Source organism: Mesorhizobium sp. M1006, assembly GCF_040318825.1.
In the GTDB taxonomy this organism is placed as follows: Bacteria; Pseudomonadota; Alphaproteobacteria; order Rhizobiales; family Rhizobiaceae; genus Mesorhizobium.
Map to the genome: position 1 here is coordinate 1 of NZ_JAMYMZ010000008.1, position 24,409 is coordinate 24,409.

The following is a 24,409-nucleotide window of genomic DNA, read 5'->3' on the forward strand; positions in this document are numbered from 1 at the left end:
CCATCATCGACTCAATCTCCTCTTACGACGAAGATTGAATCAGTGCTTCAGGACTGCTGCAACCCGGACTTTTTCAACACTATCGGTGGAATGTTACCTTCGTCTCGTAGATGGGAACGAGCAAGTAGCGGACAAAGCGGTCGCTCAGTGAAGTTTCCTGCGTTCTGTGCCTTGATGATGGGACAATTCTTCGCCGCTGATCGGAGCAACACCCGTGGCCATGCATTCCTTCCACATCCACATCCCGGATGAACAGATCGAGTACCTACAGCGTCGTATCCAATCGACAAGATGGCCGTCGTCGATCTTCGCATACGGATGGGACGACGGTACTGACGTTGATTTCCTCAGAAAGCTTTCACGTTACTGGGAATACGATTTCAGGTGGCGCGATCACGAAAAACGTCTGAACCTGTTGCCTCAGTTTAGGGTCACGATAGACGGGTGCGACATCCATTTCGTTCATCAGAAAGGAAAGGGGTCAGCACCCTTGCCGTTGATCCTCACTCATGGCTGGCCCGGCTCCTTCGCCGAGTTCGAGCACGTCATTCCGCTGCTCACGGATCCTGCCAAATACGGCGGGGATGCCGAGGACGCCTTCGATGTCGTCGCACCGTCGCTTCCGGGTTTCGGCTTCTCGTCCCCGCCGCATCAGGCCGGCGTTAGCTCAAAGCGTGTCGCGAAGCTGTGGCGGGGGCTGATGCGCGAACTGGGATATGATCGCTTCGCCGCACAAGGTGGCGACATCGGCGCAGGCGTCTCGACCTGGCTCGCTCGGCTTTACCCGGACGACCTTATCGGATTGCACCTGAATTACATTCCAGGCAGTTTCCGCCCGACCCTCGGTCGCGACGACCCACCTGTCACGCCGGAGGAGAAGGCATTCCTCGACAGTGCGGCGAATTTCGCTGCAACGGAGGGAGCCTACGCTTTTCTGCAGGGGACCAAGCCCCAGACGCTAGCCTTTGCACTGACAGATTCCCCAATCGGGCTAGCCGCATGGATTGCCGAGAAGTTCCGCAGTTGGAGCGACTGCGAAGGCGAACTCGAACGCGCCATCCCTCTAGACACGCTGCTTACCGACATCTCGCTCTACTGGTTCGGTAACACGATCGAGGCCTCGCTCCGGATTTACAAAGAGAACCGGCTCTGCCCCCTGATCTTCGGGCCAAGAGAGCGAATAACACCGCCCCTCGGCGTTGCAGTCTTCCCCCGAGAGCTTCCTATGCCACCTCGCTCCTGGGTCGAGCGAGTCTTCCGTGTCGAGCGCTGGACCGACATGCCGAAAGGAGGACATTTCGCGGCGATTGAGCAACCCGAACTCCTGGTCGAGGACATCCGGGCGTTTTTTCGGCCGCTGAGGCTCCGGCCGGCCAAGTAGAGGACGAAAACCTCGCCCGTTGTCACGGCTCGGAAGTCCTGATGAGACGGTACCATCGCATTCGCTTTCGTTGAAAGCGCCCGTTGGTCCTGACTAAGGGTCAATGGGTCAATGTCGACCTTCGACTCGATCAAGACCTCATCGCGGGTCGGAACCGGTATTCCGCTTAAGATACCAAACGCTAGATTTCACTACTAGCGAACGCTTCAACCGGCGCCGGCGCAGTCAGAAAGTGACGCGGCCGAGTACTCGCAGGCCGTCGCCTTGCGGCTCGACGACCACGGCCTCGCCTTCGCGCGGCGAGATGCCGGTCAATTCCTTGATGTTTTCGAGATGCGTGACCATGACCAGATTGTCGGACCCGGAATAGCCGCGGATCTCGGCCAGGATCGCAGCGATCTGGGCGGCCTTCTCCTTTTCGTCGGTCTTCAGCAGGTCAAGCGGTGCGAACGGCTCCGGTTCGCTTTCGAAAGCAATGCGGGCGGTCTCGAGGCAGCGGCAATAGCGGCTGGACAGCACGCGCTCGACCGGTGCGGCGCGGGCGCCAAACAGCGCGCCGATCTTGCGTGCCTGTTGCTTGCCGCGCTCAGAGAGATTGACCTGGGTGGCGCATTTGCCGAGATCGAAATTGGCCGCATCGGTGGTGCCTGTGACCATGGCATGGCGAAGCAGGACCACATGCCCGCCGTCGCGCAGCAGCGCCCAGCCGGCTTCCGTCGCATGGGCTGTGGCGGAAACGGCAAGCAACAGCAGCGCCAGCACAAATCGAAGCATCAGACATCCTTTTCGGGTGACCGGCAGGCAGGTCCCCGGTGACCGGCATATAGGGACGGCAAAGCCGGCTGAAAGACAAGCCGAGTGCAACCTGCGGCCGAAACGCCTATTTCTTCGCTATCTGCTTCTTCACCAGATCGATCTTGCGGTCGGTCAGCGGGATCGGGAGTGTGTAGCCGGCTTCGGTAAAGCCCTGCTTGGCGTTTTCGAAGAATTCGATCGCCTTTTGGTATTCGGCATTGCCACCGCCATAGCTGCCGCGGTTCCAGTGGACGTCGCCGAGATTGTTCTGCTCGAAGGCCCATTGCATCGGCTGGCTTTCGCGGGTGAAGACCTTGAGTGTCGCCTCGAAGGCGGCTTCGGCTTCATCCAGATATTTGCCGGTGCGTTCGAGATTGCCGAGATTGGTCAGGCTCATGCCGATGCCGTTCTGCGCGTTTGCCCAGTCGACGGGCGAGGTCTCGAAGGTCAGCACCTCCAGCGCCGCCCGGCGCGCGGCGATCGATGCGGCCAGTTTGCCGGGGTCGGCCTCGCTCATGCTCAGCCATTGCAGCGCCGAGCCGAGGCCGGCCTGCGCCAGTGCCCATTGCCGCGGCGTCGTCTCGCGCTTGTATTCGCGCAGTGCATCGCGATAGGCCTCGATCGCCGCCTCGTAATGCACCGGCTTGTCGGTCACGCCGCCGAGCAGTTGCAGCGTGTTGCCGAGATTGTAGTGGGTCATTGCCCAGTCGAGCGGAAACTCCTTTTTGGTATAGACGCGCCGTGCCGCCCGGTATGCAGCAGCCGATTGCTCAAGCCTGGCAGGATCGCGCGTGCGCTGGCCGAGCGTCTGGTAGATCGAGCCGAGATTGTTCTCCGCCGAAGCCCAATCCGTCGGAAAACGTTGGCGTGTGAATATGGTCAGCGCGTCGCCATAGGCAGCAACCGCCTCTTCGAGCAGGCCGGTGCCGAGATCGAAACGGGCAGCACTGCTCAGCGCGTTACCCAGATTGAGACGGCTGCTCGCCCAGGAGAGCGGGAAGGTGTCGCGTGTGCGGATTTCGAGCGCGGCGCGGAATGCCGCGGCTGCCTCGTCGATTTTCGCCTTGTCGTTGCGTTGCGTGCCGAGAGACACCAGCGTATTGCCGAGATTGTTCTGGACCATCGCCCACTGAACGGGCGCCTTTTCGCGCGTGTATTCTTCAAGCGCCAGCCGGTAGGCGGCCTCGGCCTCGGTCAGGCGCGCGCCGCCGGGTTCGCGTTCCGAAAGCGCGTAAAGCGCAAGGCCAAGGTTGCTTTGCGAGGCGGCCCAGTCCAGCGGGACTTTGTCGCGCGGCCGCTTCTCCAGCGTGGCGCGCATCGCCACCACTGCTTCGTTCAGGCGTTTCGGGTCGCTCTCGCGTTCGCCGATCTTCAACAGCACATTGGCCAGGTTATTCTGGGCGGCCGCCCAGTTGATGTCGTCCTTCTCGCGCTCGAACACGGCAATCGAATCGCGAAAGATGTTCGCTGCCTCTTCCAGCCGGTCGATTTGGCGCTCGCGCTCGCCGATCGTCTGCAGCACCACAGCCATGTTGTTGCGGGTGATCGCCCAGTCGCGGTTCTGCTCGCCATTGGGGATGAAGTTCAGGATGACGCGGTAGGCGTCGATGGCGTGCTGCAGCGCTTGCCTGTCGCCGGTGGCGTTGCCATGCGCGTTAAGCGCTTCCGCCTCCTGGTTCTTGTAGTTCCAGCGCAGCCTGTCGTCCCATTTCTCGACCAGCGAGAAGGCCTTGCCGTAATCGTTGGCGGCCGACAGATAGTCGAAGACCAGCGCCGAAGCGTCGGCGCGCCTGGCATAGATCGCCGCGTCGGCAAGACGCTTCTGCCTGACCAGATCCTCTGCCCGATCGACCACGCCGCTGGCCTGCTCGACCCGGCCCACCGCCTGGTCGAGGAAGTTGCGCGCGGTGACGATGGCGCCCTGGCCGATCGCCTTGTCGGCCGAGGCGACGAGGCGGCTGATCTCGGGGTCGTCGGTGCGCAGCGCGTCGCGCTCGGAGATCATCTTCTTCAGGCGCTCGGCCTGGGCGTCGAGCAGCTTTTGCAGGTCGGTGGGGTCCTCCGGCATGTTTTCGGTGCCGAGCGCCTTCAGCACGCCATAAAGCGCGTCGAGCGGGACGCCGTCCTGCAGCGAGGCCAGTTCGACCTGTACCCGCTTGGGGTCAGGCAACTCGGCGATCGTCAGCAGCAATTGCCGCCGCTCGCCGGTGATCAGGCCGTCGTCGCCGGTCGGCTCCTGCGGTGCAACGCCGAAATAGAGCAGCCGGCGCAGGCTTTCATTGACCCATGGCCGCTGCTTTGCCTTGGTGTCGAGATAGACCTCCTCTGTCACCATGCGCATGACCGAGCCGAACTCGGTGCCCTTCATCGCCGCGAGATGGCGCAGAAGTGCCGCTGCGTAGGGGCTGTTTTCGCCGACGATGCCATCGAGTGCCGGCCGCCCCGGCTCGGCGGCAAAGCCGATCACCGTTCCCAGATTTTCCGTCGCGGTCGCGTTCGCCAGTGCCCTGGCGCCGCGCACCGGCTCCAGGCCGCCGGCGCCAATCGGCGAGGCCGAGGCCGTCGGCGCCCGGCGCAGCACCGCATCCGCCGGAAACGGGTTGGTGCGGCAGGCATCGAGCAGCATGATCGTTACCGGCACGGTCGTCTTCAATTCGTCCATGACGGCGGAGATCGGCACCAGGGCCTGATCGGCGTCCTTCAATGAAGAAACGTCGGCGTCGACCGGCACCAGATAGTTTTCGCCGCCGGCCTCGATGCCGTGGCCGGAATAGTAGATCAAGGCGACGTCGGCGTCCTCTGCATCCTCGGCGAAACGCTCGAGGTCGCGCTTCAGCTTTGCCGTGTCGCGGTCGGTGACGCTGCGCGCGTCGAAGCCGAGATCGGTCAGCATCTTGGCGATGTCGCGGGCGTCGTTGGCGGGGTTGGGAAGAGCCGCTATGTGCTGGTATTTCGACTGGCCGACAATCAGCGCCACGCCCTTGAGGCTCGCCGGCTCCACGGCATGAGCCGAGGTCACCACGAGGCAAAGCAGGGCGCCGACGAAAGCCGTCAGCCACGCCTGCTTGAAGAAGTGCTGATTTCCGACAAGGCCCATTCGCCGCGTTTCCCCCAACAACCCTGTATAGCGCCGGCATCCAACCATGAGCAAATTCGGGCAAGATCCGAGCGCCCGGATTGTTGGCCGGTACATTCGCGAGGGAAGGGCGATTGCGCCGCCGCCGAGCCTCGCCTATCACGGGAAAAATGTCTCCGCTTACCGAAACCGTCCTCTTCGTTTTCAGTCTTGTCGGGCTCGGCTATCTTGCCGGGTTGACCAGCTATTTGAAGCCGGCGAGCGGCGAGGGCGTATCCGAATTCGCCATCAACGTGGCAATGCCGCTTTTGCTGTTCCAGACCATGGTAAAGGCTGATTTCCACGGCGTGGCTCCGTGGTCGCTGTGGGGCGCCTATTTCGCGGCGGTGGCGCTTACCTGGGCTGCCGGCCATCTGGTCATTACGCGTATCTTCGGGCGGGACGCCCGCGCCGGCGTCGTCGGCGGCGTGTCATCGTCCTACTCCAACGTTGTCCTGCTCGGCGCGCCCTTCATCATCGGCGTGTTCGGGCCGGCCGGGTTCGAAGTGCTGTCACTGCTCGTCTCCATTCACCTGCCGGTGATGATGATGGCCTCGATCATCCTGTTCGAGATGTTCGGCCGCGGCGGCAGCGAGCCGGTGCATCCGCTCCGCGTCGTCAGGAGCTTTCTCAGGCGGGTATTCATCAATCCGCTGATCATCGGCATACTGGCCGGGCTGGCGTGGCGCTTCACCGGTGCGCCGCTGCCGGTGCTTGCGACGCGGCTGAGCGACGCGCTGGCCGGCACCGCCGCTCCGGTGGCGCTGTTCGCCATGGGGCTCAGCCTGCGCCGTTTCGGCATTTCCGGCAATGTAAGGCCGGCGCTGGCGCTGTCGGCGCTGAAACTGTTCCTGATGCCGGCGCTGGTTCTCGGCCTGGTCTGGCTGATCGGCCTGCCGCCATTGACGGCCAAGGTGGCGGTCATGGTTGCGGCGTTGCCGTCCGGCATCAATTCCTATCTCATCGCGGTGCAGTTCAACACCGGCCAGGCGCTGGCGTCGAACCAGATGACCATCGCCACCGCCTGTGCGGTCGTGACCACTGCGTTTTGGCTGACAGTGGTCGTCCATGTTTTTGGATAAGAACTCGGGTTTTTGGATAAGAACCCGGGTTTTTTGGATAAGAATCCGGGTTTTTGGATAAGAACCCGGCTGCATCGCCTCTCGCTTTGGCTGGCCCAAACCCTATATGCCATCTTGTGATTGCTTGCGGGGCTTGCCCTGGGCTAAGAGCAGTGGCTCTAGCGATGCTATCGCGCACGTCCATTCACGAAATCAGCGACCGGCCCGCCAGGTGCCGAACGGAGGCGAGATCATGCTTCAGAAAACCAGCCATTTCATGCGGCAGGCCAATCTCATCAATGGCGAATGGGTGCAGGCCGATTCAGGCCAGACGGTCGACGTCAACAATCCTGCCACCGGCCTCAAGATCGGCACGGTGCCGAAGTCGGGCAAGGCCGAGACCCGCCGCGCCATCGAAGCCGCCGACGCGGCCTTCCAGACATGGCGCAAGACCACCGCGCTCGAACGCTCGAAGCTGTTGCGCAAGCTGCACGACGCGATGATGGATAATCAGGACGTGTTGGCCGAACTGCTGACCATCGAGCAGGGCAAGTCGCTGTTCGAATCGAAGGGCGAGATCGGCTCGGCCGCGTCCTACATATTGTGGTTCGCCGAAGAAGGCCGCCGCACCTATGGCGACGTCGTGCCGTCGCCTTGGGCGGACCGCCGTATCCTGGTGACCAAGGAGCCGGTCGGCGTCATCGCCGCCATCACGCCATGGAATTTCCCGTCCTCGATGCTGGCCCGCAAGCTCGGTCCGGCGCTTGCCGCCGGCTGTACCGCCGTGGTCAAGCCGGCGTCGCAGACGCCTTACTCCGGCCTTGCCTGGGGCGCGCTTGCCGAGGAAGTCGGCTTCCCTAAAGGCGTAATCAATATCCTGACCGGCGCCGCCGGTGAGATCGGCGACGAGATCTGCGCCAACCCGCTGGTCAAGAAGATCACCTTCACCGGCTCGACGGAGGTCGGCAAGATCCTGATCCAGAAGTCGTCGGTGACGGTCAAGAAAGTGTCGATGGAGCTCGGCGGCAACGCGCCGTTCATCGTCTTCGATGACGCCGATCTCGAGCGGGCCGTCGCCGGCGCCATCACCGCCAAGTACCGCAATTCCGGCCAGACCTGCGTCTGCACCAACCGCTTCCTGGTGCAGGCCGGCATCTACGACCAGTTTGTCGAAAAGCTGGCTGCTGCGAGCAACGGGCTGAAGGTCGGTTCCGGCCTCGAGGAAGGCGTCCAGCAGGGACCGCTGATCGACGAAAAGGCGGTGGAGAAGGTCGAGGAGCTGATTGCCGACGCTACTGCCAAGGGCGGCAAGGTCGTCGCCGGCGGCAAGCGCCACGCGCTCGGCGGCTCGTTCTTCCAGCCGACGGTGATCGCCAATGCGACGCCGAAGATGCGCTTCATGAAGGAAGAAATCTTCGGCCCGGTGGCGCCGGTATTCAAGTTCGAAACCGAGGAAGAGGCCGTGGCACTCGCCAACGACACCGAGTTCGGGCTGGCCTGCTACTTCTACACCGGCGATCTCGGCCGCGCCTTCCGGGTCATGGAAGGGCTGAAATACGGCATGGTCGGCGTCAATGAAGGGCTCATCACCACCCCTGAAGCGCCGTTCGGCGGCGTCAAGGAATCGGGCCTCGGCAAGGAAGGCGGCCATCAGGGCATCGAGGATTATCTCGACACCAAATATGTCTGCATCGGCGGACTTGGTCTCTAGAAGCCTGATGCGGTAATACCGAAAACGATCCTGGGCCGCTTCGAAAGGCCAGGCTGGCATCGATCAATGAACTTGCGAGCATGGCAATGAAGGACGGCGAGGTTTTCGGCACGACGCAGGCGGGCGAGGCCGTCCGCCGCTTCACCATCCGTGGAGGCGGCCTCACCGCCAACATCATCGGGCTGGGTGCGATCATCCAGGATCTGCGTCTGGCCGGGCACGACGCGCCGCTGGTGCTCGGCTATGATCGTTTCGAGCACTATGAGACGGACACCGCCTTCTTCGGCACCGTCGTCGGGCGCTATGCCAACCGTATCCGCGACGGCCGCTTCACGCTTGCCGGCAAACGCTATCAGACCGAGCGCAATTTCCTCGAAAAGCACACGCTGCATGGCGGTTCGCAAGGTTTTTCGCGCCGGGCCTGGGCGGTTTCGCTGCATGGCAGGGATTTTGTCACGCTGACCCTGCACGACCCCGACGGCACGATGGGCTTTCCCGGCGCGCTCGACGTGACCTGCACCTACCGGCTCAAGATCCCCGGCACGCTCAGCGTCGAACTGACCGCCACCTGCGAGGAGCCGACGCTCTGCAACCTCACCCAGCATTCCTATTTCAACCTGGATGACGGCGGCGCCGGCGACATTCTCGATCACCGGCTGATGCTGAATGCCGGCGCCTATCTGCCGGTCGACGCGGATCTCATTCCGACAGGCACGGTAAAGCCGGTCGACGGCACGCCTTTCGACTTTCGCCAGGCGCGGCCGCTGCGCATGGAGACCGAGGGCGAACAGCTCCCCTATGACCAGAATTTCTGCCTCGCCTCAACGCGCGGGCCGCTGAAGCAGGCGTCGTGGGCGCAAGGCGCGAATTCCGGCGTCGAGATGGAGCTCTGGACGACCGAGCCGGGCGTCCAGCTCTATACCGGCCAGTATCTGGCGCCGTCCTCGCCTGGACTGGGCGGACGCCATTACAAGGCGTTTTCGGGCTTTTGCCTGGAGCCGCAAATCTGGCCGGATGCGCCGAACCGGCCGTATTTCCCGCAAGCCACGCTGTGGCCCGGGCAGATCTACCATCACGTGACCGAATACCGGTTCAGGCTGCCTTAGGGCGGGACCCCCCGGAAACCGGCATGGTTTTGCTGCGCTGACCTCCGGTTCGGAAAGGGTCATGCAAAATTCAAAGTGTTATAGCGTCCTTTGCGCGTCCAATGACGCGCGGCGCACTGGAGTCAAAACGCAATCACTCTGAACGACCGACTTCGAACTCTCTTGGACCTTTGACGCCGAGAGCCCTGACGACGCAAGTTGACCCTTATCCGACATTCGGGCTCTCATGCAGCAAAGTACACAGACCTGAAAAGCTGTCTTTCAGGGGCGGCGGCAATGGCATCAACCTGCGACCTGCTGTAAGCTTGGAAAGCGGGTAACAATCCGCGAAGGATTGGGGGATGGAACGTCATCTCGCAGCCGTCCTGATTGCCGATGTCGTCGGCTATGGCCGCTTGAGCCAGATCGACGACGAGGGTACGCGTGCGCTTTTCCGAACCGACCTGAACGAAGTATTCAAGCCAAGGATCGCTGCGCACCATGGTCGACTGGTGAAAACCATGGGAGATGGGATGTTGGTCGAGTTCCACAGTGTGGTCGACGCCCTACGCTGCGCGGTCGAAATCCAGCAACAGAAGGCGGAGGTGAACGTTTTCACGCAGCCAGAACGGCGGCTTGATTTCCGCATCGGCATCAATCTGGGCGATGTTATCGTTGAGGGTGACGACATCCACGGTGACGCGGTGAACATCGCCGATCGGCTGCAAGGGCTGGCGGAACCTGGAGGAATCGCGATTTCCGCCACCGCCTGCGACCATGTGAGGGGAAAGGTGCCGATCGGCTTTGCCTCACTCGGCGTGCAGAAAATGAAAAGTATCGCCGAACCGGTTCGCGTGTACCGCGTCTTGATCGACCCTGCTACTGCGGGCAAGATCGTCGGTGCCAAACCACGCCTTTCTTCCGGCGACGACAGTAAGCCGCCGGTAATTGCGGTTTTGCCGTTCGAAAACCTGAGCGCCGACGACGGCTGGACGCGGCTGGCAGACGGCCTGTCGGCCGACATGATCGGCGACCTAGCGCGCTATCCCGACCTTGCGGTCATTTCGCGCCAGACCATGCAGTCCTATCGGGGACGGGCGAGCGACACACGCTCGGTCGGACGGGAACTGAACGCCGATTACCTGCTGGAAGGCACCCTCCAGGCGATCGGACAGCGTGTCCGCGTCGCGGTGCAGCTGGTCGACACCCGGACCGGAGCCAACCTTTGGTCGGCGCGGTTCGACGAGTCGACCGATGATTTTTTTCTCATGCAGGACAGCATCACACAGAACGTTATCAACGCCCTGGCAGGCACTTTCGGCAAGCTCGCCAATCTCGGGCGTGAGGTGGCTCGGCGGAAGCCTCCCTCGAGCCTGGGTGCTTACGACTGCTATCTACTCGGGGTGGAACTGCACGACAGATTCACGACCGATGCGAGGGCAGAAGCCATACGCATGCTGTCCCGCGCCGTGGAACTCGACCCCGGCTTCGCGCGGGCCTGGATGACGTTGGGATTGGCACATGCGGTCGATGCCTTCAATGCCTTCACGCCAGATTCAGCCGCTTCGGTCGAGCGCTGGCGAGAATGCGTGGAAAAGGCTCTGGCGCTCGACCCTACCGATCCGATGACGCGCCTTTACATGGGCGCTCTCCGCGCCATTGACGGCGATATCAGCGGGGCCGCAGAGGAATACGACCGGGCGCTGGCCCTGGCACCCAATGACGCCGATGTGCTGTCGATGCTCGCCTCAAGCCGAGCTCTCGTGTGTGGAAATCCGGAAGAAGGCTGTGCTCTCGCCGAACGGGCGTTTCGCCTCAATCCGCAGGCTCCGAGTTGGTACTACGCGCAGCTCGCCCGGGCGCGGTTCGTCGCCGGTCGCTATGCCGACAGTCTGTCGTCGCTGTGCCAAAGTCCGCCGGATATTCCCGTCACTCTGATGTTCCGTGCCCTGTGCCACGCGCTGCTCGAAGAGTCGGCGCAGGCGCAGTCGATCGCCAGGCGGATTGCCGTCGAGTTTCCAAGGTTCACCGTCGAGAACTTCATCCGAACCTATCCCGTCACCAATCCTCTGGCCCTCGCTGCGATTAAGGAAGGGGCTCGTCGCGCAGGCATAGCGTAGAGCCGAAAACGGTGCCTAGCTGAGGAGGGGGACGCGCTTCCTGGATATGCCACTTGGTAAGCCGGGCCTCGCTTCCGGCACAGGCTGAAGGTCTGCTTCGTAGCGTTAACTGGGCGCTGGCGTGACCCCTGCTAAGCTTCCGCTCATGGCGCTCTGTGCTGATTCCCGCCGACTAATTCAAACGGCAAGTTCCGCCCATCTGGGCCATTGGCGGCAGCCAGTCTGATTGAGTTTTGACCCTAATCCTCAAACGCCGCCCTCAACGTTTCGAACGTCGCAAACACGCCCAATGCAGCGCCCTCGGGATTGTTGGTCGGTGGCAGAGCTTCAGCTATCCGGCGCACCAAGGTCGTCTCAGAACCGGCTGGAGCGTTCTTTCGGCTGAGGCGACTTCAAGCCGTGACAGGAGCATTCCGGATCAGCGGGAAGTCGCGCGGCGGTCTCCAGCGCGACCCGCGAGGCTGTCATGGAGAGACTGGGCAGCACGTCCTCCTGCAGCAATTTCTGGCGATTGCGATCCATGTAGTCGTTGAAGCCCGCCGTCACGAACGCGCAAGGCACGAAACACGCGCCGATCTCGCGCGACAAGGTCGCCTCAGGGGCGATGGAATGGTTGAGTACATCCGCCCCCATGCCCCGATACGCCAAGGCTTCGGCAGGCGTTGTCAGCCGCGGCCCATAACAATGGGCAGCCACCAACTGCTGTTCGATGCCATAAACGCGGCATTCGGCTGGCCAATGACGGCGGGCCGTTTCGACCAGAACCGCCGCACATCTTGGACACACGATTTGCTTGCCCGAACAGTCAAAGCTCTGGCGGTCAGGAAGCAGTGAAAACGGGGTCTGCGTCAGTTCGATGATATCGGCAGTCACCACCATGTCGCCCGGCTGGATCGCCTTGTTGACGGCGCCTACGGTCGAGCAGGCGAGAACTTGCCGTACACCCGCCCGCATCAATACCCAGAACGCGCGGCGATGGCAGGAATGGTCGATACGGTCGCGGGGATTGCCGTGCGAATACATGCACAGCGCGCGTTTTGCTCTCCCTTCGGCTGTGATCGACGCATCGAACTCGAGCAGCTTCCAGTTGTCGGTGCGACCGAAAGGTGTTTCAAAACTCATGTCGCGCCGCAAGGTGCGCACACCATCGAATTCGATATCTTCCGGGAAGGCAAGCCCCCAGTTTGCCGATCCGGTGATGATGGCCAACCCTACCTGAGGGATGTCCGTCGAATGATCCGTCAGATCGTCGGCCGCGTGGTGATTGGTGGGCATGTTTCCAGTCTCGGTCAGGATTTTTGGCGAAGGGTCACAATCAGGACCACGGCCACGACGATGACGGTCCACAATGTCGAGATCGCCGCAATGGTCGGATCGATCTGATCGCGCAGCGACAGGAACATAAGCTTCGGCATCGTGCTGTTGCGACCGCTTGCGATGAAGATCGAAATCACAGACTCGTCGAGCGAAGTCAGGAACGCCATCAATGTCGCTGACAGCAAGCTGATCCGAAGTTGCGGAACGATTATTCCGCCAATGGCCCTGGCCCAGTTTGCACCGAGGCTGCGCGCCGCCTGAACCTGGTTCCAGTCAAAGCGAGCGAGAGCGGGTAGCAACACGATGCAGGCGACCGGAACGGCCAGCACCACATGTCCGACCAGCACACCGAATAGCGTTCCGATCAGATGTTGTGCGGCCAACACGAAGAAGAGACCGATCGCAAGCAGGATTCCTGGGGTGATCGAGGGGGTCAGCAGGACGCTCTGGATGGCCGCAGCGGTCTTTCCGCCCAGCCGATTCATTGAAATGCAGGCGAGCAGCGCAAATGGCACCGCGATCAACGCCGTTAATGTGCCAAGGATCAAACTCGTTCTGAGCGCGGCCATCCACGTTGCCGAGCCGAAGAAGTTCTCGTACCAGCGCAACGAGTAGGCGTGCGGCGGAAACTCGAGGAGATTCGACGCCGAAAAGGAAAGCGGCACCACCACGAGCGTCGGCAGCATCAGAAATGCCATGACAAGAGCGGCAAAGCTCCAGAGCAAGATGCGGGCGAGCCTGTTTTGCGGATAGGCTTCAAGCATGGGAGGCTTCCACGGTGTTCTGGGCCACCAGGCGGCGTGCCGCCAGCAACATCACACCGATCAGCGCCATAAGAACGAGGAGCAGAATGCCCAGGACGCTCGCCGACCCCCAGTCCTGAAAGGTCGATAGTGTACGCTCGATCCGGGTAGAGAGAGGATTTACCTTGCCGCCGCCAAGCACCGCCGGCGTGATGAAAAAACCTATGGCGTAGATGAGGACGATAATCGAACCCGAGAAGATGCCGCCCGCCGAAAGCGGCATAATGACTGTGCGGACGACCTGCCTGAGAGTGGCCCCCATGCTCGCTGCCGCGCGAATGAGATTTGGGTCGATATCGCGCATCGCAGCATAAACAGGCAGCAGAAAGAGCGGCAGCATGTAGTGAACCATGCCAATGAGCGTTCCCGTGAAGTTGTAGACCAGCGGCAATGGCTCCGCCGTCAGGCCTGAACCGGTCAAAGCCGCGTTGATCAGGCCGTCGCGCCGCAAGAGAACGAGCCAACCATAGGTACGCACCAGAATGGAGGTCCACAGCGGCAGCATGACGAACGCCATGAGCACGTTGGCCAGCCTTGGTCTGACGCTGGCCAGAGCCAGCGCCAGAGGGGTGCCGAGAACAATGCAGGCCGCCAGCGTACCCAAGGACAGTTCGAGGGTCGTGACGAGGGCCGACCATGTCAGTCCGCTCGAAAGGACCTTCTCGTAGTTGCCGACGGTGTACTCGCCCCCGGTGGTCAGGAAGGACTGCCGGATGATCCAAAGGATGGGCAGTATCGCCGCCAACCCAACGATGAACAGCGCCGGGAGCGAAAGTGAAAGAAAAAACCGCCGCTCGCGCCGCGCATCCGCCGCGAGCGCCGGGTCCCGGACGACGGTCACGCCATCGCTCCCGGTATCGCGTGAACCTTCGCTGCTGGTGCATATGCGGTCATCCGCTGACCGGCGGCAAGCTCGGCGCAGCCGCCGGCCAGCGCTGCCGGAATGCAGACAAGAACCTCTTGCCCGCCGTCAAGCGCCAGCGTCAAAAGCCAGTTCTCGCCGCGGAACGCTTTGGCGCGCAGTATTCCTTCGAGAGCCACTCCGTCTCCGCCGACGAGTTTCGCATCGAGATGGAAGCTTTCGGCGCGGATCATCAGAGTTTCGCGTGATGCTTCGGCGCCGTCGATTCTGCGCGCTGAGCCTGGGGCAACAATGTTAGCCTCGCCCATGAACTCAGCGACGAAGCGGGTCGATGGACGATCATAAATCCGCTGCGGCGTATCTATCTGCTGGATGCGGCCAGAGTTCATCACCGCAATCCGGTCAGACATAATCAGCGCTTCGCGCTGGTCGTGCGTCACATAGATCGTGGTGATCCGTAGATGATCATGCAGACGCCGGATCTCATACTGCATGGTCTCGCGCAGATTCTTGTCGAGCGCCGACAGCGGCTCGTCCATCAACATCACGCGCGGTTCGAAGACGATAGCCCGCGCCAACGCCACCCGTTGACGTTGGCCGCCGGATAGTGCGGCAACATTGCGCTCCGCCAGGCCATCCAGCTTCACCCGGGCCAAGGTATCGAGCGCCCGCTGACGTGCCTCCGCTCTCGGTACCTTGCGCAGCACCAGCGGATACGCGACGTTCGCCAGGACATTCATGTGGGGAAACAAGGCGTAATTCTGGAATACTATGCCGATGTCTCGTTTGTTGGGCGGCAGGCGGGTGATGTCTCGATCGCCCAAGAAAAGTTTACCGGAATCCGGCCGGACAAAACCAGCCAGAGCCATGAGTAACGTGGTCTTGCCCGATCCCGATGGCCCTAGCAGCGTGAGGAATTCGCCAGCCTGAATGTCGAGCGAAACATCATCCAGTGCGACGTAGGACCCATAAGCCTTGTGCACGCTTTCGACGGTGATCGCGAGCGACTTCATCATGTGCTCCAGCCTTAAAGCGCGTCGCGTTCGACTGGCTTCACGCGACGCGCTTTAGGTTTCTTGTTTTCATGCATGTCGTTGTCGCGCTGCACATTTTTGCGCGACATGCGTCAGAGCTGAGAGTCAGCGAGCCATCATTTCATCGAAGGCTCTTTGGGCAGCCTCGCCATTCTTGACCCACCATTCTGAATTGGAAAACACCGAAGTGCCAGCATTTTCAGGCGCGGTCGCAAGGGTCTTCAGACGGTCCTCGGGAATAAGGCCACCCTCATATGCCGCAGGATTGACTGGGCCGTAGGCAATGAAATCGGTCAGCTTGGCAACCCGCGCGGGCTGCGTCATCGCTGCGATGAGCTTCATCGCGGCTTCCTTGTTCGGCGCTCCCTTCGGCACCCCAAGACAGTCCGTGCCGATGACCGAACCCTTGAACGTGTAGTCAGCCGCGCCGCCATCTGCTTTCACGGTTTGGGCGCGTCCGTTCCAGGTAATGACCAAATCCGCCTCACCGTCTTTCAGCAACTGCGCGGACTGGGCGCCCGAGGTCCACCACACGGCGACATCTGGTTTGATCGCTTCAAGCCGCTTGATGGCGCGCTCTAGCCCTTCCGGGGTGCTGAGCACGGAATAGACGTCCGCCGGTGCCACGCCATCGGAGAGCAGCGCGATCTCGATCGAGTCTTGCGCATTGGCGCGCAACGCGCGACGGCCAGAAAATTTGGCAACATCCCAGAATTCCGCCCACGTCTTCGGCGGGTTCTCGCCATAGGTCTTGGTGTTCCACGACATGACGGTGCCATAGGAGTCAAACGGATAGCAGTAGTCGGACTTTGCACCCTCCGGCACGGATTTCGGATCGATGATCTTGTAGTCGAGTGGCTCCAGCAGCGATTGTGCGGCCGCCTGGGCACCTTCCGGTGAGCCCAGGTGAATGACGTCGGTCGTGACCGCACCCGAGGTGACCTGCATCTTCAAGGCGGCCAGGCCGTCGCTTAGGGTCTCCTCGCGGACGTCATAGCCAAGCTCTTTTGCAGCCGGGCCCCACATGGCCTCCTTCATGGCGTTACCATAATCGCCACCTGCGGTCGTGATGGTGACCGTCTGCGCATGAACGGGCAGGGCAGCCGAGATTGCGAATGCTGTTAAGGAAATGCGTAGCCAGGACATAGGTTCTCCTCCCCAACTTTATCAAACATCGCTCAAAAGAGCCATTATTTTGTAATCGTAACGTTACGATTGCATCTCAATGCACTGGAGTCAAGCTGCTTCCTACGGGAGTTTCGATTGACCGGGATGTCGAATTCGGTAACGTTATGGCGGTCAGCAAATCAGCCGGCGCTTTCGCAAATGAAGTCGGGCGAACAATGGCCAATCTAAAGCAGATCGCCGCGGAACTTTCCCTCTCGGTGACCACGGTTTCCCGCGCTCTGAAAGATGGACCGGAAGTGCAGCCCTCGACCATAGCCCGCGTCAAGGAGGCGGCTAAGCGGGTCGGCTATTTACCAAATCATCATGGTCGCGCGCTCAAAACCGGTCGAACGCAGACGCTGACGGCAGTACTCCCGATGGAAACACGAGACCATCTGTCCGATCTGTTGAAGCTTCCTTTAATCGAAGGCATGACGCTGGCGGCGCGGCAAGCCGGTTATAGTCTGTCCATCTATTCCACCACTCCCGACGACGATCCCGTTGAGAGTGTGCAGCGGCAGCTTCAGGCGCACAGCGCAGACGGCCTGGTCATCACGCGCCTGGTGTCGGCTGATCCGCGCGTCAAGCTGCTGCTGGATAGACGCATGCCGTTCGTCGCGTTTGGAAGAACCGACCTGGATATCGCGTATCCTTACGTCGATGTCGACAATGAACAGATTGCCTATGAGGCGACCCGGCGGCTCATGGATAAGGGCTGTCGACGTATTGCGCTGCAACTTCTCGTTCCGGAGGACCAGGCGAGTGCCACGCGTCTTTCCGGGTATGGAAGGGCAATGGCCGAGGCTGGCATTCCGATCGACCCATCGTTGATCGGTCATGGCATGTTCACCATGGAATCGAGCGCAGGCTGGTTCGATCGCTTGCTGGCGTCATCAGATCCGCCAACGGGCTTGGCGTGCGCCAACGAACTGGGCCTTCTGGGAGCGTTGCACGCTCTCGGCAAGTGGGGTCTCACACCAGGCCGCGACGTCCACATCGTCACCCGTGACAGCACGCGGCTGGCACGCTTCCTGCCGGCAAAGATCGGAGTTCATTCCGTGGATATGGCGGGTGTTGGACGCAAACTTATCGAAGTCCTGGAGAGCCGGATCATCAATCCGCTCGGGCCGGTGGAGACAGTCTTGGTGCAAGGCAGATTCGAGCCGGCCGAATAATCCGGGCTGCCCTCAGGAGGCCGCCTCGTCTTGAACCGGCCGGATCAGCGCCTTTGCGGCAGCTGCTCCCGCCGCCAGGATACGATCCGATAATTCCGTTCCTTCCACGGCGCGCGCGAGTTGAAGCGCGCCGATGAGCGTTGCAAACATGCCCAACGCAGCGCCCTCGGGATCGTTCGTCTGCGGCAGAGCTTCAGCTATCTGGCGCACCAGGGATTGAGCGCGCTTGGCATAGAGGGCTCGCGTTTCAGGCGGCTGCCGCGCGATTTCCGGCAACAACGCGGCCGAAGCGCAACCCTTTCCAGGATTGTCCCGGTGCTCGGCCGATAGATACGTCTCTATGGCCATTTCCGGACCGCCGGCGGCCAATGCTTCCTGCACTTCATGCGACTGCGCGTCCAAGGCCGCCGCCACGCTTTCACGGACGAGCTCCGCCTTCGACTGGAAGTGCGGATAGAAGGCGCCGTTCGTCAGCCCGGCGTCGCTCATAATGGTTGCCAGCCCGGACGCCGCGATGCCGTCAGATCGAAAACGTTCGGCGGCGACCTCCATGATCCGGCTGCGTGACGCGTCTTTTCGGCCCTTTTCGTAGCGCATGGTCTTTCTTTCCTGTCCTGCTATTGCATTATGCTCATAATCTGATATTACGATCATAAGTCAATTCGTGGAAATAAGCTAGACCTCTCGAACCTGGAACATCAAAATGAATGGGAATTCTGAAAAGACCGCAATCGTGACCGGGGCCTCCTCGGGCATCGGCCGCGCCAGCGCCGAGGCCTTGGCGCGGGCGGGTTTCACTGTCTTCGGGACAAGTCGCCGCAAGACCAGTAATGGTCCGGGCGGAGTGACCATGCTGGCATGCGACGTGACCGATGATGCGGCCGTCAATGCGCTCGTTGCCAACGTGCTCGCGCAGACCGGCCGGATCGACCTCCTGGTCAACAATGCCGGTGTCGGTCTGCTAGGAGGCGCCGAGGAATCCTCGGTCGCACAGGTACAAGCCCTGTTCGACGTCAATCTGTTCGGCGTCATGCGAATGACCAATGCGGTGTTGCCGTCGATGCGGCGGCGCGGCGAAGGGCGCATCATCAATATCGGCTCCATTCTGGGACTGGTACCCGCGCCATACTCAGCTCATTACTCGGCGGTCAAGCACGCGCTCGAAGGCTATTCGGAATCGCTCGACCACGAGGTGCGCGCCTTCAACGTCCGCGTTTCCGTCATCGAGCCGGCATTCGTCCGCACCGTCTTCGACCAGAACGGCATCGAGCCGGATTCGCTGTTGAAGGAATACGATCGGGCTCGAGCCGGGCTCAAGGCGCTGCTGGGCGATGTGATGCCCAAAGCCGATCGGCCGGAAGTGGTGGCGGATGTGGTTGTCAAGGCAGCGACCGATGCCCGCCCGCGACGGCGCTGTACCGCTGGCAACGCAGCGCGCCAGGTCAGCCTGCTGCGCCGCTTTGCCCCCGCGGGGATTTTCGACAAGAGCCTGCGCAAGCAGTTCCGACTGCCGGTCTGAACAACGGCGAGCCAGAGGATTTCACGCACATGCGACTAGCAACTACGACACATTTGGCCAGGCCCTACGAAACGGAGGCGCCAAGCATGACACATAGATCCAATCGGTTGCCGCGTTCACCGGCGTTGTTCCAGGACGTGCCAACGCTCTCGATCGACGTCGGCGGCACAGCCTTTGCTTACAGGGAACTCGGGCCCAGGGCGGGCGTGCCGGTGATCCTGCTCAACCATCTGGCTGCTCAGCTGGACAATTTTGATCCGCGCATCGTCGATGGCCTCGCTGCGACCCGGCGGGTGATTGCCTTCGACAATCGCGGCATCGGTGCTTCGGGTGGCAAAACTCCGTCGACCATTTCCGGCATGGCGCGGGATGCGGTCGCCTTTGTCCGGGCGCTGGGGTTCGAAGAAGTCGATCTCTTCGGCTTTTCACTTGGCGGCTTCGTGGCGCAAGAGATTGTGCTGACCGAGCCCAAGCTTGTGCGCAAACTCATCCTGGCTGGCACGGGGCCGGCCGGTGGGCAAGGCATCGACAAGGTGACGCCGCTGACGATCGTGGACATGATCAAGGGCGCGCTGACTTTTCGGGATCCGAAGTACTATCTCTTCTTCACAAGAACGCCGAATGGGCGCCGCGCCGCAAACGCATTTCTGCAACGGCTGAAGGAGCGCCGGAATAACCGGGACAAGGCGATATCGCTGAGCGCGTTTGGCGCGCAACTCAAGGCGATCAAGGCCTACGGACTCCAGGCGCCACAAGACCTGAGCACCATCCGCATTCCCACTTTGGTTGCGAATGGCGACCAGGACAGGATGGTGCCGAGCAGCAATACCTACGATCTCGCCGGGCGTATCCCGGGGGCGCATCTGGTCATCTATCCGGATGCCGGGCATGGCGGGGTATTTCAGAACCACGCCGCTTTTGTCCCGAAGGCGCTGTCCTTCCTCGAGGCTGAGGCCTTGCCGCAGGGCGGCCATGCAGCTGAAAACGTTCGGCTTGTTTCGTCCCGAACAGCAACAGACATTCTTGGAAAGTAACTGCCATGAAGGCATTCGTTGTCGATAAGTATAATAAAAGGGCGCCCTGCGGCTGGCCGAAATGCCGGAGCCGGAGCTCCAGGACAGCGATGTCTTGGTCGAGGTCCATGCCGCAGGGGTGAACCTGCTCGATTCCAAGGTCAAAACCGGAGAATTCAAGCTCATCCTGCCCTACCGCCGGCCCTTCATCCTGGGCCACGACGTGGCTGGGAAGGTTATCCGCGTAGGATCGCAAGTCAGCAAGTTCAAGGCCGGCGACGAGGTCTATGCGCGGCCGCGCGACGGCCGGATTGGGACATTCGCCGAATTCATTGCCGTGAATGAGGCCGACGTAGCGTTGAAGCCCGAGAATCTCAGTATGGAAGAGGCGGCGTCGATTCCCCTGGTCGGTCTCACCGCCTGGCAGACGCTCATCGAACGGGCAAACCTGAAGAAGGGACAGAAGGTCTTCATTCAGGCTGGTTCCGGCGGCGTCGGGACATTTGCTATTCAGTTGGCCAAGCACCTCGGCGCGACCGTTGCGACAACCGCGAGCGCGGCAAGTGCCGATCTGGTCAAAAGTCTCGGCGCCGATGTCGTCGTCGACTACAGGAAAGACGACTTCGAGAAAGTTCTGTCGGGCTACGATGTCGTCTTGAACAGCCAGGACGCCAAGACACTGGAAAAATCCCTGAGGGTGCTGAAACCGGGTGGCAAGCTCATCTCCATCTCCGGTCCACCGGATGCCGAATTTGCCAGGGAAAAGGGACTGAACTTGATGCTGAGGCTGGTGCTGCGCTTCCTGAGTCGCGGAATTCGGGCCAAAGCCAAGCGCCGCGGCGTGCAGTTTTCGTTCCTGTTCATGTGGGCGCAGGGCGATCAGCTGAGCAAAATCACCGCTCTCATCGAAGCCGGCGCGATCCGCCCGGTTGTGGATCGGGTCTTTCCATTCGAAGCGACCAATGACGCCCTGGCCTATGTCGAAACAGGACGCGCCAAGGGCAAGGTCGTCATCAAGGTCAGATAGCGGGTGCCTCGAACGCAGCCTTGAGCGTCTCGAACGGCGCCAGGGCGCCGCGCACCTGCACGACGGCGGCGGCGACGCGATGAGCGCGCAGCACGGCTTTTGCCGGGGCATGGCCGGCAAGGCGGGCGGCGAGGTAGGCGCCGTTGAAGGAGTCGCCGGCGCCGGTGGTGTCGACCGGGGTGGCGACGTGTACCGCCGGCACCGATTGCGAGGTTCCGTTTTGCGCGATCAGCGCCGGTTCCTCGCCGTTCTTGACGACGACTTCGCCGACCAGCTTTCGCAGCCGTTCAGCTGTTTTCTGCGGTGTTGTATCACCAAACAGCATCTGCTCGTCGGGAAAGGTCGGTAGCGCGATGTCGGCGACGGCGAGCGCCTCGAGGATCGCGGCCTGCGCTTCCTCGCTTTGGCGCCACAGCCTCGGCCGGTAATTGGGGTCGAAGGCAATCAGCGAGCCGGCCGCGCGCGCCTTGGCCACGGCCGTCAGCAGTACCTTGCGTGGAGCCTCGTCGAGGATTGCCAAAGTTATACCGGAAAAATAGACAAGCGCTTGGTTTTCAAGGCTTTTCTGCAATGCGGCTGGGTCCGAAGCCAACTGCCTTGCGGCCGCATCGGCCCGCCAATAGGTGAAAGAACGTTCGGCGCCGGTCAGCGTGATCGCATAGAGGCCGGGGCGCGCGCCCGCTATCACCGGGCTGGCGCCGATGCCGATGCCGTTCTCGGCCAGGAACTTGATCTGGTCGCGTGAGAACGGGTCGTCGCCGAAGGCCGACACATAGGTCGCCGGCCGCTCGCCGCTCAAGGCATGCAGCGCCCATAACGTGTTGAACGTGTCGCCGGCAAAGCCCATGCGCCAGTTCGGCCCGGCCTGGCCCGAAAGCTCGAGCATGCACTCGCCGATCGAGGCGATGCCGTTTCCTGCCATGAAGCACTCCTCCATCCTGCAATTGCGGTGCTGTAGCTTTTTGCAGCCGGCAGCGCCATGCTTGGCGACGGCGGATTCTTGCACTGGGCTCGATTTCCCACAGGGGCGTGGGACGCGATCTGCCCAGCGAAACGTTATCCGCAGAACAGGAATGGGTTTGGCATCGTTATGGCGTTATCTTCTTGGAGGCCTCGGCCTGGCTGCCTTGCTCGCCGGCGTGCTGGCAATCGTCTATCTGACGGCGCCGCATGCACCCCAACCAAGTTCGGACGTCGGCCGTTCCAAGACGACGGCGAACAAGCTGTTCGTGGCGACTTTCGAGCCCGAGAAAGGCGTCATCCGGCAGGGCGAACTGGAATCCTGGCTGCTCACGCTCAAAACCGTCGAGGGTGCGCCGGTGGAAGGTGCTGCGATAACGATTTCCGGCGGCATGCCGCAGCACAAGCACGGTCTGCCGACCAGCCCGCAGGCGACCGATTACCTCGGCGCGGGGCGCTATCGCATCGACGGCGTCAAATTCACGATGAGCGGGTGGTGGCAATTGCATTTTGCCATTTCCGCTGCGGCCGGTTCGGACACTGTCGTCTTCAATGTGGTGCTGTGAGCCACTGATGAGCCGGTTTCCCAGTCTTCTCGCGTTGGTGGTGGTGGCCCTGCTTGCCGGCTGCGGCAGACCGGAGTTTTCCGATGCCGAAAAGCAGACCATCGCCTCGCTGGCACTATCCAAGCTGCCGCCGCTGAAGCCCGACACCACCAATCGCTTCGCCGATGTGCCGGCCGCCGCGGCACTCGGCTCGACGCTGTTCTTCGACACCGGGATGAGCGGCGACGGCACGGTATCGTGCTCGACCTGCCACAAGATCGACCGCCAATTCCAGGACGACTTGCCGCAAGCGGTCGCCGTCGGCCGCACCAACCGTCGTACCATGCCGTTGGCCGGCGTCGCGCATGATCCCTGGTTCTTCTGGGACGGGCGGCGCGACAGCCTGTGGGCGCAAGCGCTGACACCGCTCGAAAATCCGCTGGAGCAGGCCGGCAACCGCGCCGCCTTCGCGCATTACATCAAGGCCCGCTTCGGCGAGCGCTACGAGCGCATCTTCGGGCCGCTGCCGGACCTTTCGGGCGTGCCGGCCAATGCCGGCCCGCTCGGCACCGATGCCGAGAAGGCGGCCTGGAACGCCATGCCCGCCAGTCAAGCCGAGGAGGTCAACCGCGTCTTTGCCAACATCGGCAAGGCGATCGCCGCCTTCGAGCGCTCGATCGCGCCGCCGCAGACACGCTTCGACCGCTTCGCCATCGACCTGGCTGCGGGCGCCGAGCCGAAAGGCGACGCCGCCTTTTCGCCGGAGGAAATCCTCGGCCTGAAGCTGTTCATCGGCAAGGCCAATTGCGTGACCTGCCATAACGGCCCGCGTTTTACCGACGGCAGCTTCCACAACACCGGCGTGCCGCCGGTCGCGGGCCTGCCGCCGGATCGCGGCCGCGTCGACGCGGTGGCGCAGGTCGAGGCCGATCCGTTCAACTGTTTCGGCGCCTTTCGCGACGGCGATGCCAGCGCCTGCCGCGAGTTGCGCTTCATGGTCAAGACCGGGCCGGAACTCGTCCGCGCCTACAAGACGCCGTCGCTGCGGGGTGCCGCCACCCGGCCGCCCTACATGCACGCCGGGCAGTTTTCCTCCCTCGACGAGGTGGTGGCGCATTATTCGAAGGCACCGGCAAGCGTCGAGGGCACATCCGAGATCCACCCGCTGCAGCTTTCGGACCGCGAACGCGCGGCGCTGGTGGCGTTTTTGAAGACACTGGCGGAGTGAGGGTGGCGGGACAACAACAGCGCTCTCCTACCGATCCTTCACCGTCTCCATCGCGACAAACGTCGAGGTCTGGGCAACGTGCGGCAGGGCGGAGATGCGCTCGCCGAGTACGCGGCGGTAGGCGGCGATGTCGGTGGTGCGGACCTTCAGCAGGTAGTCGAAGCTCGATGCCATCATGTGGCACTGCTCGATCTCCGGCACCGCCTGCACGGCGCGGTTGAAGGCGTCGAGCGCGGCCGAGCGGGTGTCGGACAGTTTCACCTGGACGAAGGCGACATGGCCTTCGCCCATGCGCTCACGGTCGATGATCGCCTGGTAGCCCCTGATGAAGCCGTCCTTCTCCAGCCGTTTGACTCGTGCCTGCACCGGCGTCTTCGACAGGCCGACTTTCGCCGCCAGTTCCGACATGGAAAGCCGGCCATTGCTGCCCAGAGCCGACAGGATGTTCCTGTCGATGCGGTCCAATTGGTCTTCCGTCACTGAATTCCTGG

The 24,409-nt window shown here is 62.0% G+C and carries 20 protein-coding genes and 1 pseudogene; 11 read left to right on the forward strand and 10 right to left on the reverse strand.

The window, feature by feature from the left end:
* The first annotated feature begins 220 nt into the window (after positions 1-220).
* Positions 221-1,381 (forward strand): epoxide hydrolase family protein, encoded by a 1,161-nt coding sequence (locus tag NKH60_RS09695; RefSeq protein WP_352817182.1) that lies wholly within the window; start codon positions 221-223, stop codon positions 1,379-1,381.
* A 225-nt stretch (positions 1,382-1,606) separates the two neighbouring features.
* On the opposite strand, the gene NKH60_RS09700 is transcribed toward NKH60_RS09695, so the two are convergent.
* Entirely contained in the window at positions 1,607-2,155 is a 549-nt protein-coding gene (locus NKH60_RS09700) for a histidine phosphatase family protein (RefSeq protein WP_352470325.1), read from the reverse strand.
* 106 nt (positions 2,156-2,261) lie between these two features.
* Entirely contained in the window at positions 2,262-5,273 is a 3,012-nt protein-coding gene (locus NKH60_RS09705) for a caspase family protein (RefSeq protein WP_352831020.1), read from the reverse strand.
* 149 nt (positions 5,274-5,422) lie between these two features.
* Between NKH60_RS09705 and NKH60_RS09710 the strand changes: the two genes are divergently transcribed.
* The 4 genes from NKH60_RS09710 to NKH60_RS09725 all read left to right on the forward strand — a co-directional run bounded on the left by NKH60_RS09710 (position 5,423) and on the right by NKH60_RS09725 (position 11,268).
* The gene (locus NKH60_RS09710; RefSeq protein WP_352685107.1) at positions 5,423-6,373 is read left to right on the forward strand and encodes an AEC family transporter; all 951 of its coding nucleotides are present in this window, start codon (positions 5,423-5,425) and stop codon (positions 6,371-6,373) included.
* Positions 6,374-6,605: 232 nt separating this feature from the next.
* Complete coding sequence (locus tag NKH60_RS09715) at positions 6,606-8,063, forward strand: NAD-dependent succinate-semialdehyde dehydrogenase (protein WP_352749015.1); 1,458 nt, start codon at positions 6,606-6,608, stop codon at positions 8,061-8,063.
* A gap of 80 nt (positions 8,064-8,143) precedes the next feature.
* Positions 8,144-9,169, forward strand: coding sequence for an aldose epimerase family protein (locus tag NKH60_RS09720; protein ID WP_352816948.1), 1,026 nt, complete (start codon positions 8,144-8,146; stop codon positions 9,167-9,169).
* Between the two features lie 341 nt (positions 9,170-9,510).
* Positions 9,511-11,268, forward strand: coding sequence for an adenylate/guanylate cyclase domain-containing protein (locus tag NKH60_RS09725; protein WP_352831016.1), 1,758 nt, complete (start codon positions 9,511-9,513; stop codon positions 11,266-11,268).
* A gap of 354 nt (positions 11,269-11,622) precedes the next feature.
* Here the strand turns inward: NKH60_RS09725 and NKH60_RS09730 are convergent, their stop codons facing one another.
* The 5 genes from NKH60_RS09730 to NKH60_RS09750 all read right to left on the reverse strand — a co-directional run bounded on the left by NKH60_RS09730 (position 11,623) and on the right by NKH60_RS09750 (position 16,430).
* Positions 11,623-12,543: a phosphorylase family protein gene (locus NKH60_RS09730; RefSeq protein ID WP_352500914.1), complete on the reverse strand. Its 921-nt coding sequence runs from the start codon at positions 12,541-12,543 to the stop codon at positions 11,623-11,625.
* 14 nt (positions 12,544-12,557) lie between these two features.
* Positions 12,558-13,349 (reverse strand): ABC transporter permease, encoded by a 792-nt coding sequence (locus tag NKH60_RS09735; protein ID WP_352804038.1) that lies wholly within the window; start codon positions 13,347-13,349, stop codon positions 12,558-12,560.
* Positions 13,342-14,229 carry an ABC transporter permease gene (locus NKH60_RS09740; protein ID WP_352816942.1) on the reverse strand — a complete coding sequence of 296 codons (888 nt, stop codon included), beginning with the start codon at positions 14,227-14,229 and terminating at the stop codon, positions 13,342-13,344. Before NKH60_RS09740 ends, NKH60_RS09735 begins: the two co-directional genes overlap by 8 nt.
* Positions 14,226-15,263, reverse strand: coding sequence for an ABC transporter ATP-binding protein (locus NKH60_RS09745; RefSeq protein WP_352816939.1), 1,038 nt, complete (start codon positions 15,261-15,263; stop codon positions 14,226-14,228). The genes NKH60_RS09740 and NKH60_RS09745 overlap by 4 nt, the downstream gene beginning before the upstream one ends.
* 126 nt (positions 15,264-15,389) lie before the next feature.
* On the reverse strand, positions 15,390-16,430 hold the full coding sequence (locus NKH60_RS09750) for an ABC transporter substrate-binding protein (RefSeq protein WP_023676450.1): 1,041 nt from the start codon (positions 16,428-16,430) through the stop codon (positions 15,390-15,392).
* A 146-nt stretch (positions 16,431-16,576) separates the two neighbouring features.
* Here NKH60_RS09750 and NKH60_RS09755 point away from each other — a divergent pair, with 146 nt between their 5' ends.
* A complete protein-coding gene (locus tag NKH60_RS09755) occupies positions 16,577-17,626 on the forward strand; it encodes a LacI family DNA-binding transcriptional regulator (RefSeq protein WP_352831014.1) in 1,050 nt (349 codons plus the stop codon).
* A gap of 12 nt (positions 17,627-17,638) precedes the next feature.
* On the opposite strand, the gene NKH60_RS09760 is transcribed toward NKH60_RS09755, so the two are convergent.
* A complete protein-coding gene (locus tag NKH60_RS09760; RefSeq protein ID WP_352685094.1) occupies positions 17,639-18,223 on the reverse strand; it encodes a TetR/AcrR family transcriptional regulator in 585 nt (194 codons plus the stop codon).
* Positions 18,224-18,329: 106 nt separating this feature from the next.
* Here NKH60_RS09760 and NKH60_RS09765 point away from each other — a divergent pair, with 106 nt between their 5' ends.
* The 3 genes and pseudogenes from NKH60_RS09765 to NKH60_RS09775 all read left to right on the forward strand — a co-directional run bounded on the left by NKH60_RS09765 (position 18,330) and on the right by NKH60_RS09775 (position 21,185).
* Positions 18,330-19,145 (forward strand): oxidoreductase, encoded by an 816-nt coding sequence (locus tag NKH60_RS09765; protein WP_352831012.1) that lies wholly within the window; start codon positions 18,330-18,332, stop codon positions 19,143-19,145.
* Between the two features lie 86 nt (positions 19,146-19,231).
* On the forward strand, positions 19,232-20,179 hold the full coding sequence (locus tag NKH60_RS09770; RefSeq protein WP_352831010.1) for an alpha/beta fold hydrolase: 948 nt from the start codon (positions 19,232-19,234) through the stop codon (positions 20,177-20,179).
* Between the two features lie 5 nt (positions 20,180-20,184).
* A pseudogene (locus tag NKH60_RS09775) lies at positions 20,185-21,185 on the forward strand (NADP-dependent oxidoreductase).
* Here NKH60_RS09775 and NKH60_RS09780 read toward each other — a convergent pair.
* Entirely contained in the window at positions 21,178-22,107 is a 930-nt protein-coding gene (locus tag NKH60_RS09780) for a sugar kinase (protein WP_352850052.1), read from the reverse strand. The pseudogene NKH60_RS09775 and the gene NKH60_RS09780 sit on opposite strands and share 8 nt — an antisense overlap.
* A gap of 157 nt (positions 22,108-22,264) precedes the next feature.
* Between NKH60_RS09780 and NKH60_RS09785 the strand changes: the two genes are divergently transcribed.
* Together NKH60_RS09785 and NKH60_RS09790 are read left to right on the forward strand one after the other, a co-directional pair.
* Positions 22,265-22,711 (forward strand): FixH family protein, encoded by a 447-nt coding sequence (locus NKH60_RS09785; protein WP_352470464.1) that lies wholly within the window; start codon positions 22,265-22,267, stop codon positions 22,709-22,711.
* Positions 22,712-22,718: 7 nt separating this feature from the next.
* Positions 22,719-23,918, forward strand: a complete 1,200-nt coding sequence (locus NKH60_RS09790) for a cytochrome-c peroxidase (RefSeq protein ID WP_352816925.1) — start codon at positions 22,719-22,721, stop codon at positions 23,916-23,918.
* A gap of 27 nt (positions 23,919-23,945) precedes the next feature.
* Here the strand turns inward: NKH60_RS09790 and NKH60_RS09795 are convergent, their stop codons facing one another.
* The gene (locus tag NKH60_RS09795) at positions 23,946-24,398 is read right to left on the reverse strand and encodes an Lrp/AsnC family transcriptional regulator (RefSeq protein ID WP_023676441.1); all 453 of its coding nucleotides are present in this window, start codon (positions 24,396-24,398) and stop codon (positions 23,946-23,948) included.
* Positions 24,399-24,409 lie beyond the last annotated feature (11 nt).

Bases quoted from the DNA above. Each gene is read 5' to 3' on its own strand.
- NKH60_RS09780 (WP_352850052.1), bottom strand. From the start codon at position 22,107: ATGGCAGGAAACGGCATCGCCTCGATCGGCGAGTGCATGCTCGAGCTT.
- NKH60_RS09715 (WP_352749015.1), top strand. From the start codon at position 6,606: ATGCTTCAGAAAACCAGCCATTTCATGCGGCAGGCCAATCTCATCAAT.
- NKH60_RS09730 (WP_352500914.1), bottom strand. From the start codon at position 12,543: ATGCCCACCAATCACCACGCGGCCGACGATCTGACGGATCATTCGACG.
- NKH60_RS09745 (WP_352816939.1), bottom strand. From the start codon at position 15,263: ATGAAGTCGCTCGCGATCACCGTCGAAAGCGTGCACAAGGCTTATGGG.
- NKH60_RS09710 (WP_352685107.1), top strand. From the start codon at position 5,423: ATGTCTCCGCTTACCGAAACCGTCCTCTTCGTTTTCAGTCTTGTCGGG.
- NKH60_RS09790 (WP_352816925.1), top strand. From the start codon at position 22,719: ATGAGCCGGTTTCCCAGTCTTCTCGCGTTGGTGGTGGTGGCCCTGCTT.
- NKH60_RS09700 (WP_352470325.1), bottom strand. From the start codon at position 2,155: ATGCTTCGATTTGTGCTGGCGCTGCTGTTGCTTGCCGTTTCCGCCACA.
- NKH60_RS09755 (WP_352831014.1), top strand. From the start codon at position 16,577: ATGGCGGTCAGCAAATCAGCCGGCGCTTTCGCAAATGAAGTCGGGCGA.
- NKH60_RS09765 (WP_352831012.1), top strand. From the start codon at position 18,330: ATGAATGGGAATTCTGAAAAGACCGCAATCGTGACCGGGGCCTCCTCG.
- NKH60_RS09750 (WP_023676450.1), bottom strand. From the start codon at position 16,430: ATGTCCTGGCTACGCATTTCCTTAACAGCATTCGCAATCTCGGCTGCC.
- NKH60_RS09760 (WP_352685094.1), bottom strand. From the start codon at position 18,223: ATGCGCTACGAAAAGGGCCGAAAAGACGCGTCACGCAGCCGGATCATG.
- NKH60_RS09725 (WP_352831016.1), top strand. From the start codon at position 9,511: ATGGAACGTCATCTCGCAGCCGTCCTGATTGCCGATGTCGTCGGCTAT.
- NKH60_RS09770 (WP_352831010.1), top strand. From the start codon at position 19,232: ATGACACATAGATCCAATCGGTTGCCGCGTTCACCGGCGTTGTTCCAG.
- NKH60_RS09735 (WP_352804038.1), bottom strand. From the start codon at position 13,349: ATGCTTGAAGCCTATCCGCAAAACAGGCTCGCCCGCATCTTGCTCTGG.
- NKH60_RS09705 (WP_352831020.1), bottom strand. From the start codon at position 5,273: ATGGGCCTTGTCGGAAATCAGCACTTCTTCAAGCAGGCGTGGCTGACG.
- NKH60_RS09695 (WP_352817182.1), top strand. From the start codon at position 221: ATGCATTCCTTCCACATCCACATCCCGGATGAACAGATCGAGTACCTA.
- NKH60_RS09720 (WP_352816948.1), top strand. From the start codon at position 8,144: ATGGCAATGAAGGACGGCGAGGTTTTCGGCACGACGCAGGCGGGCGAG.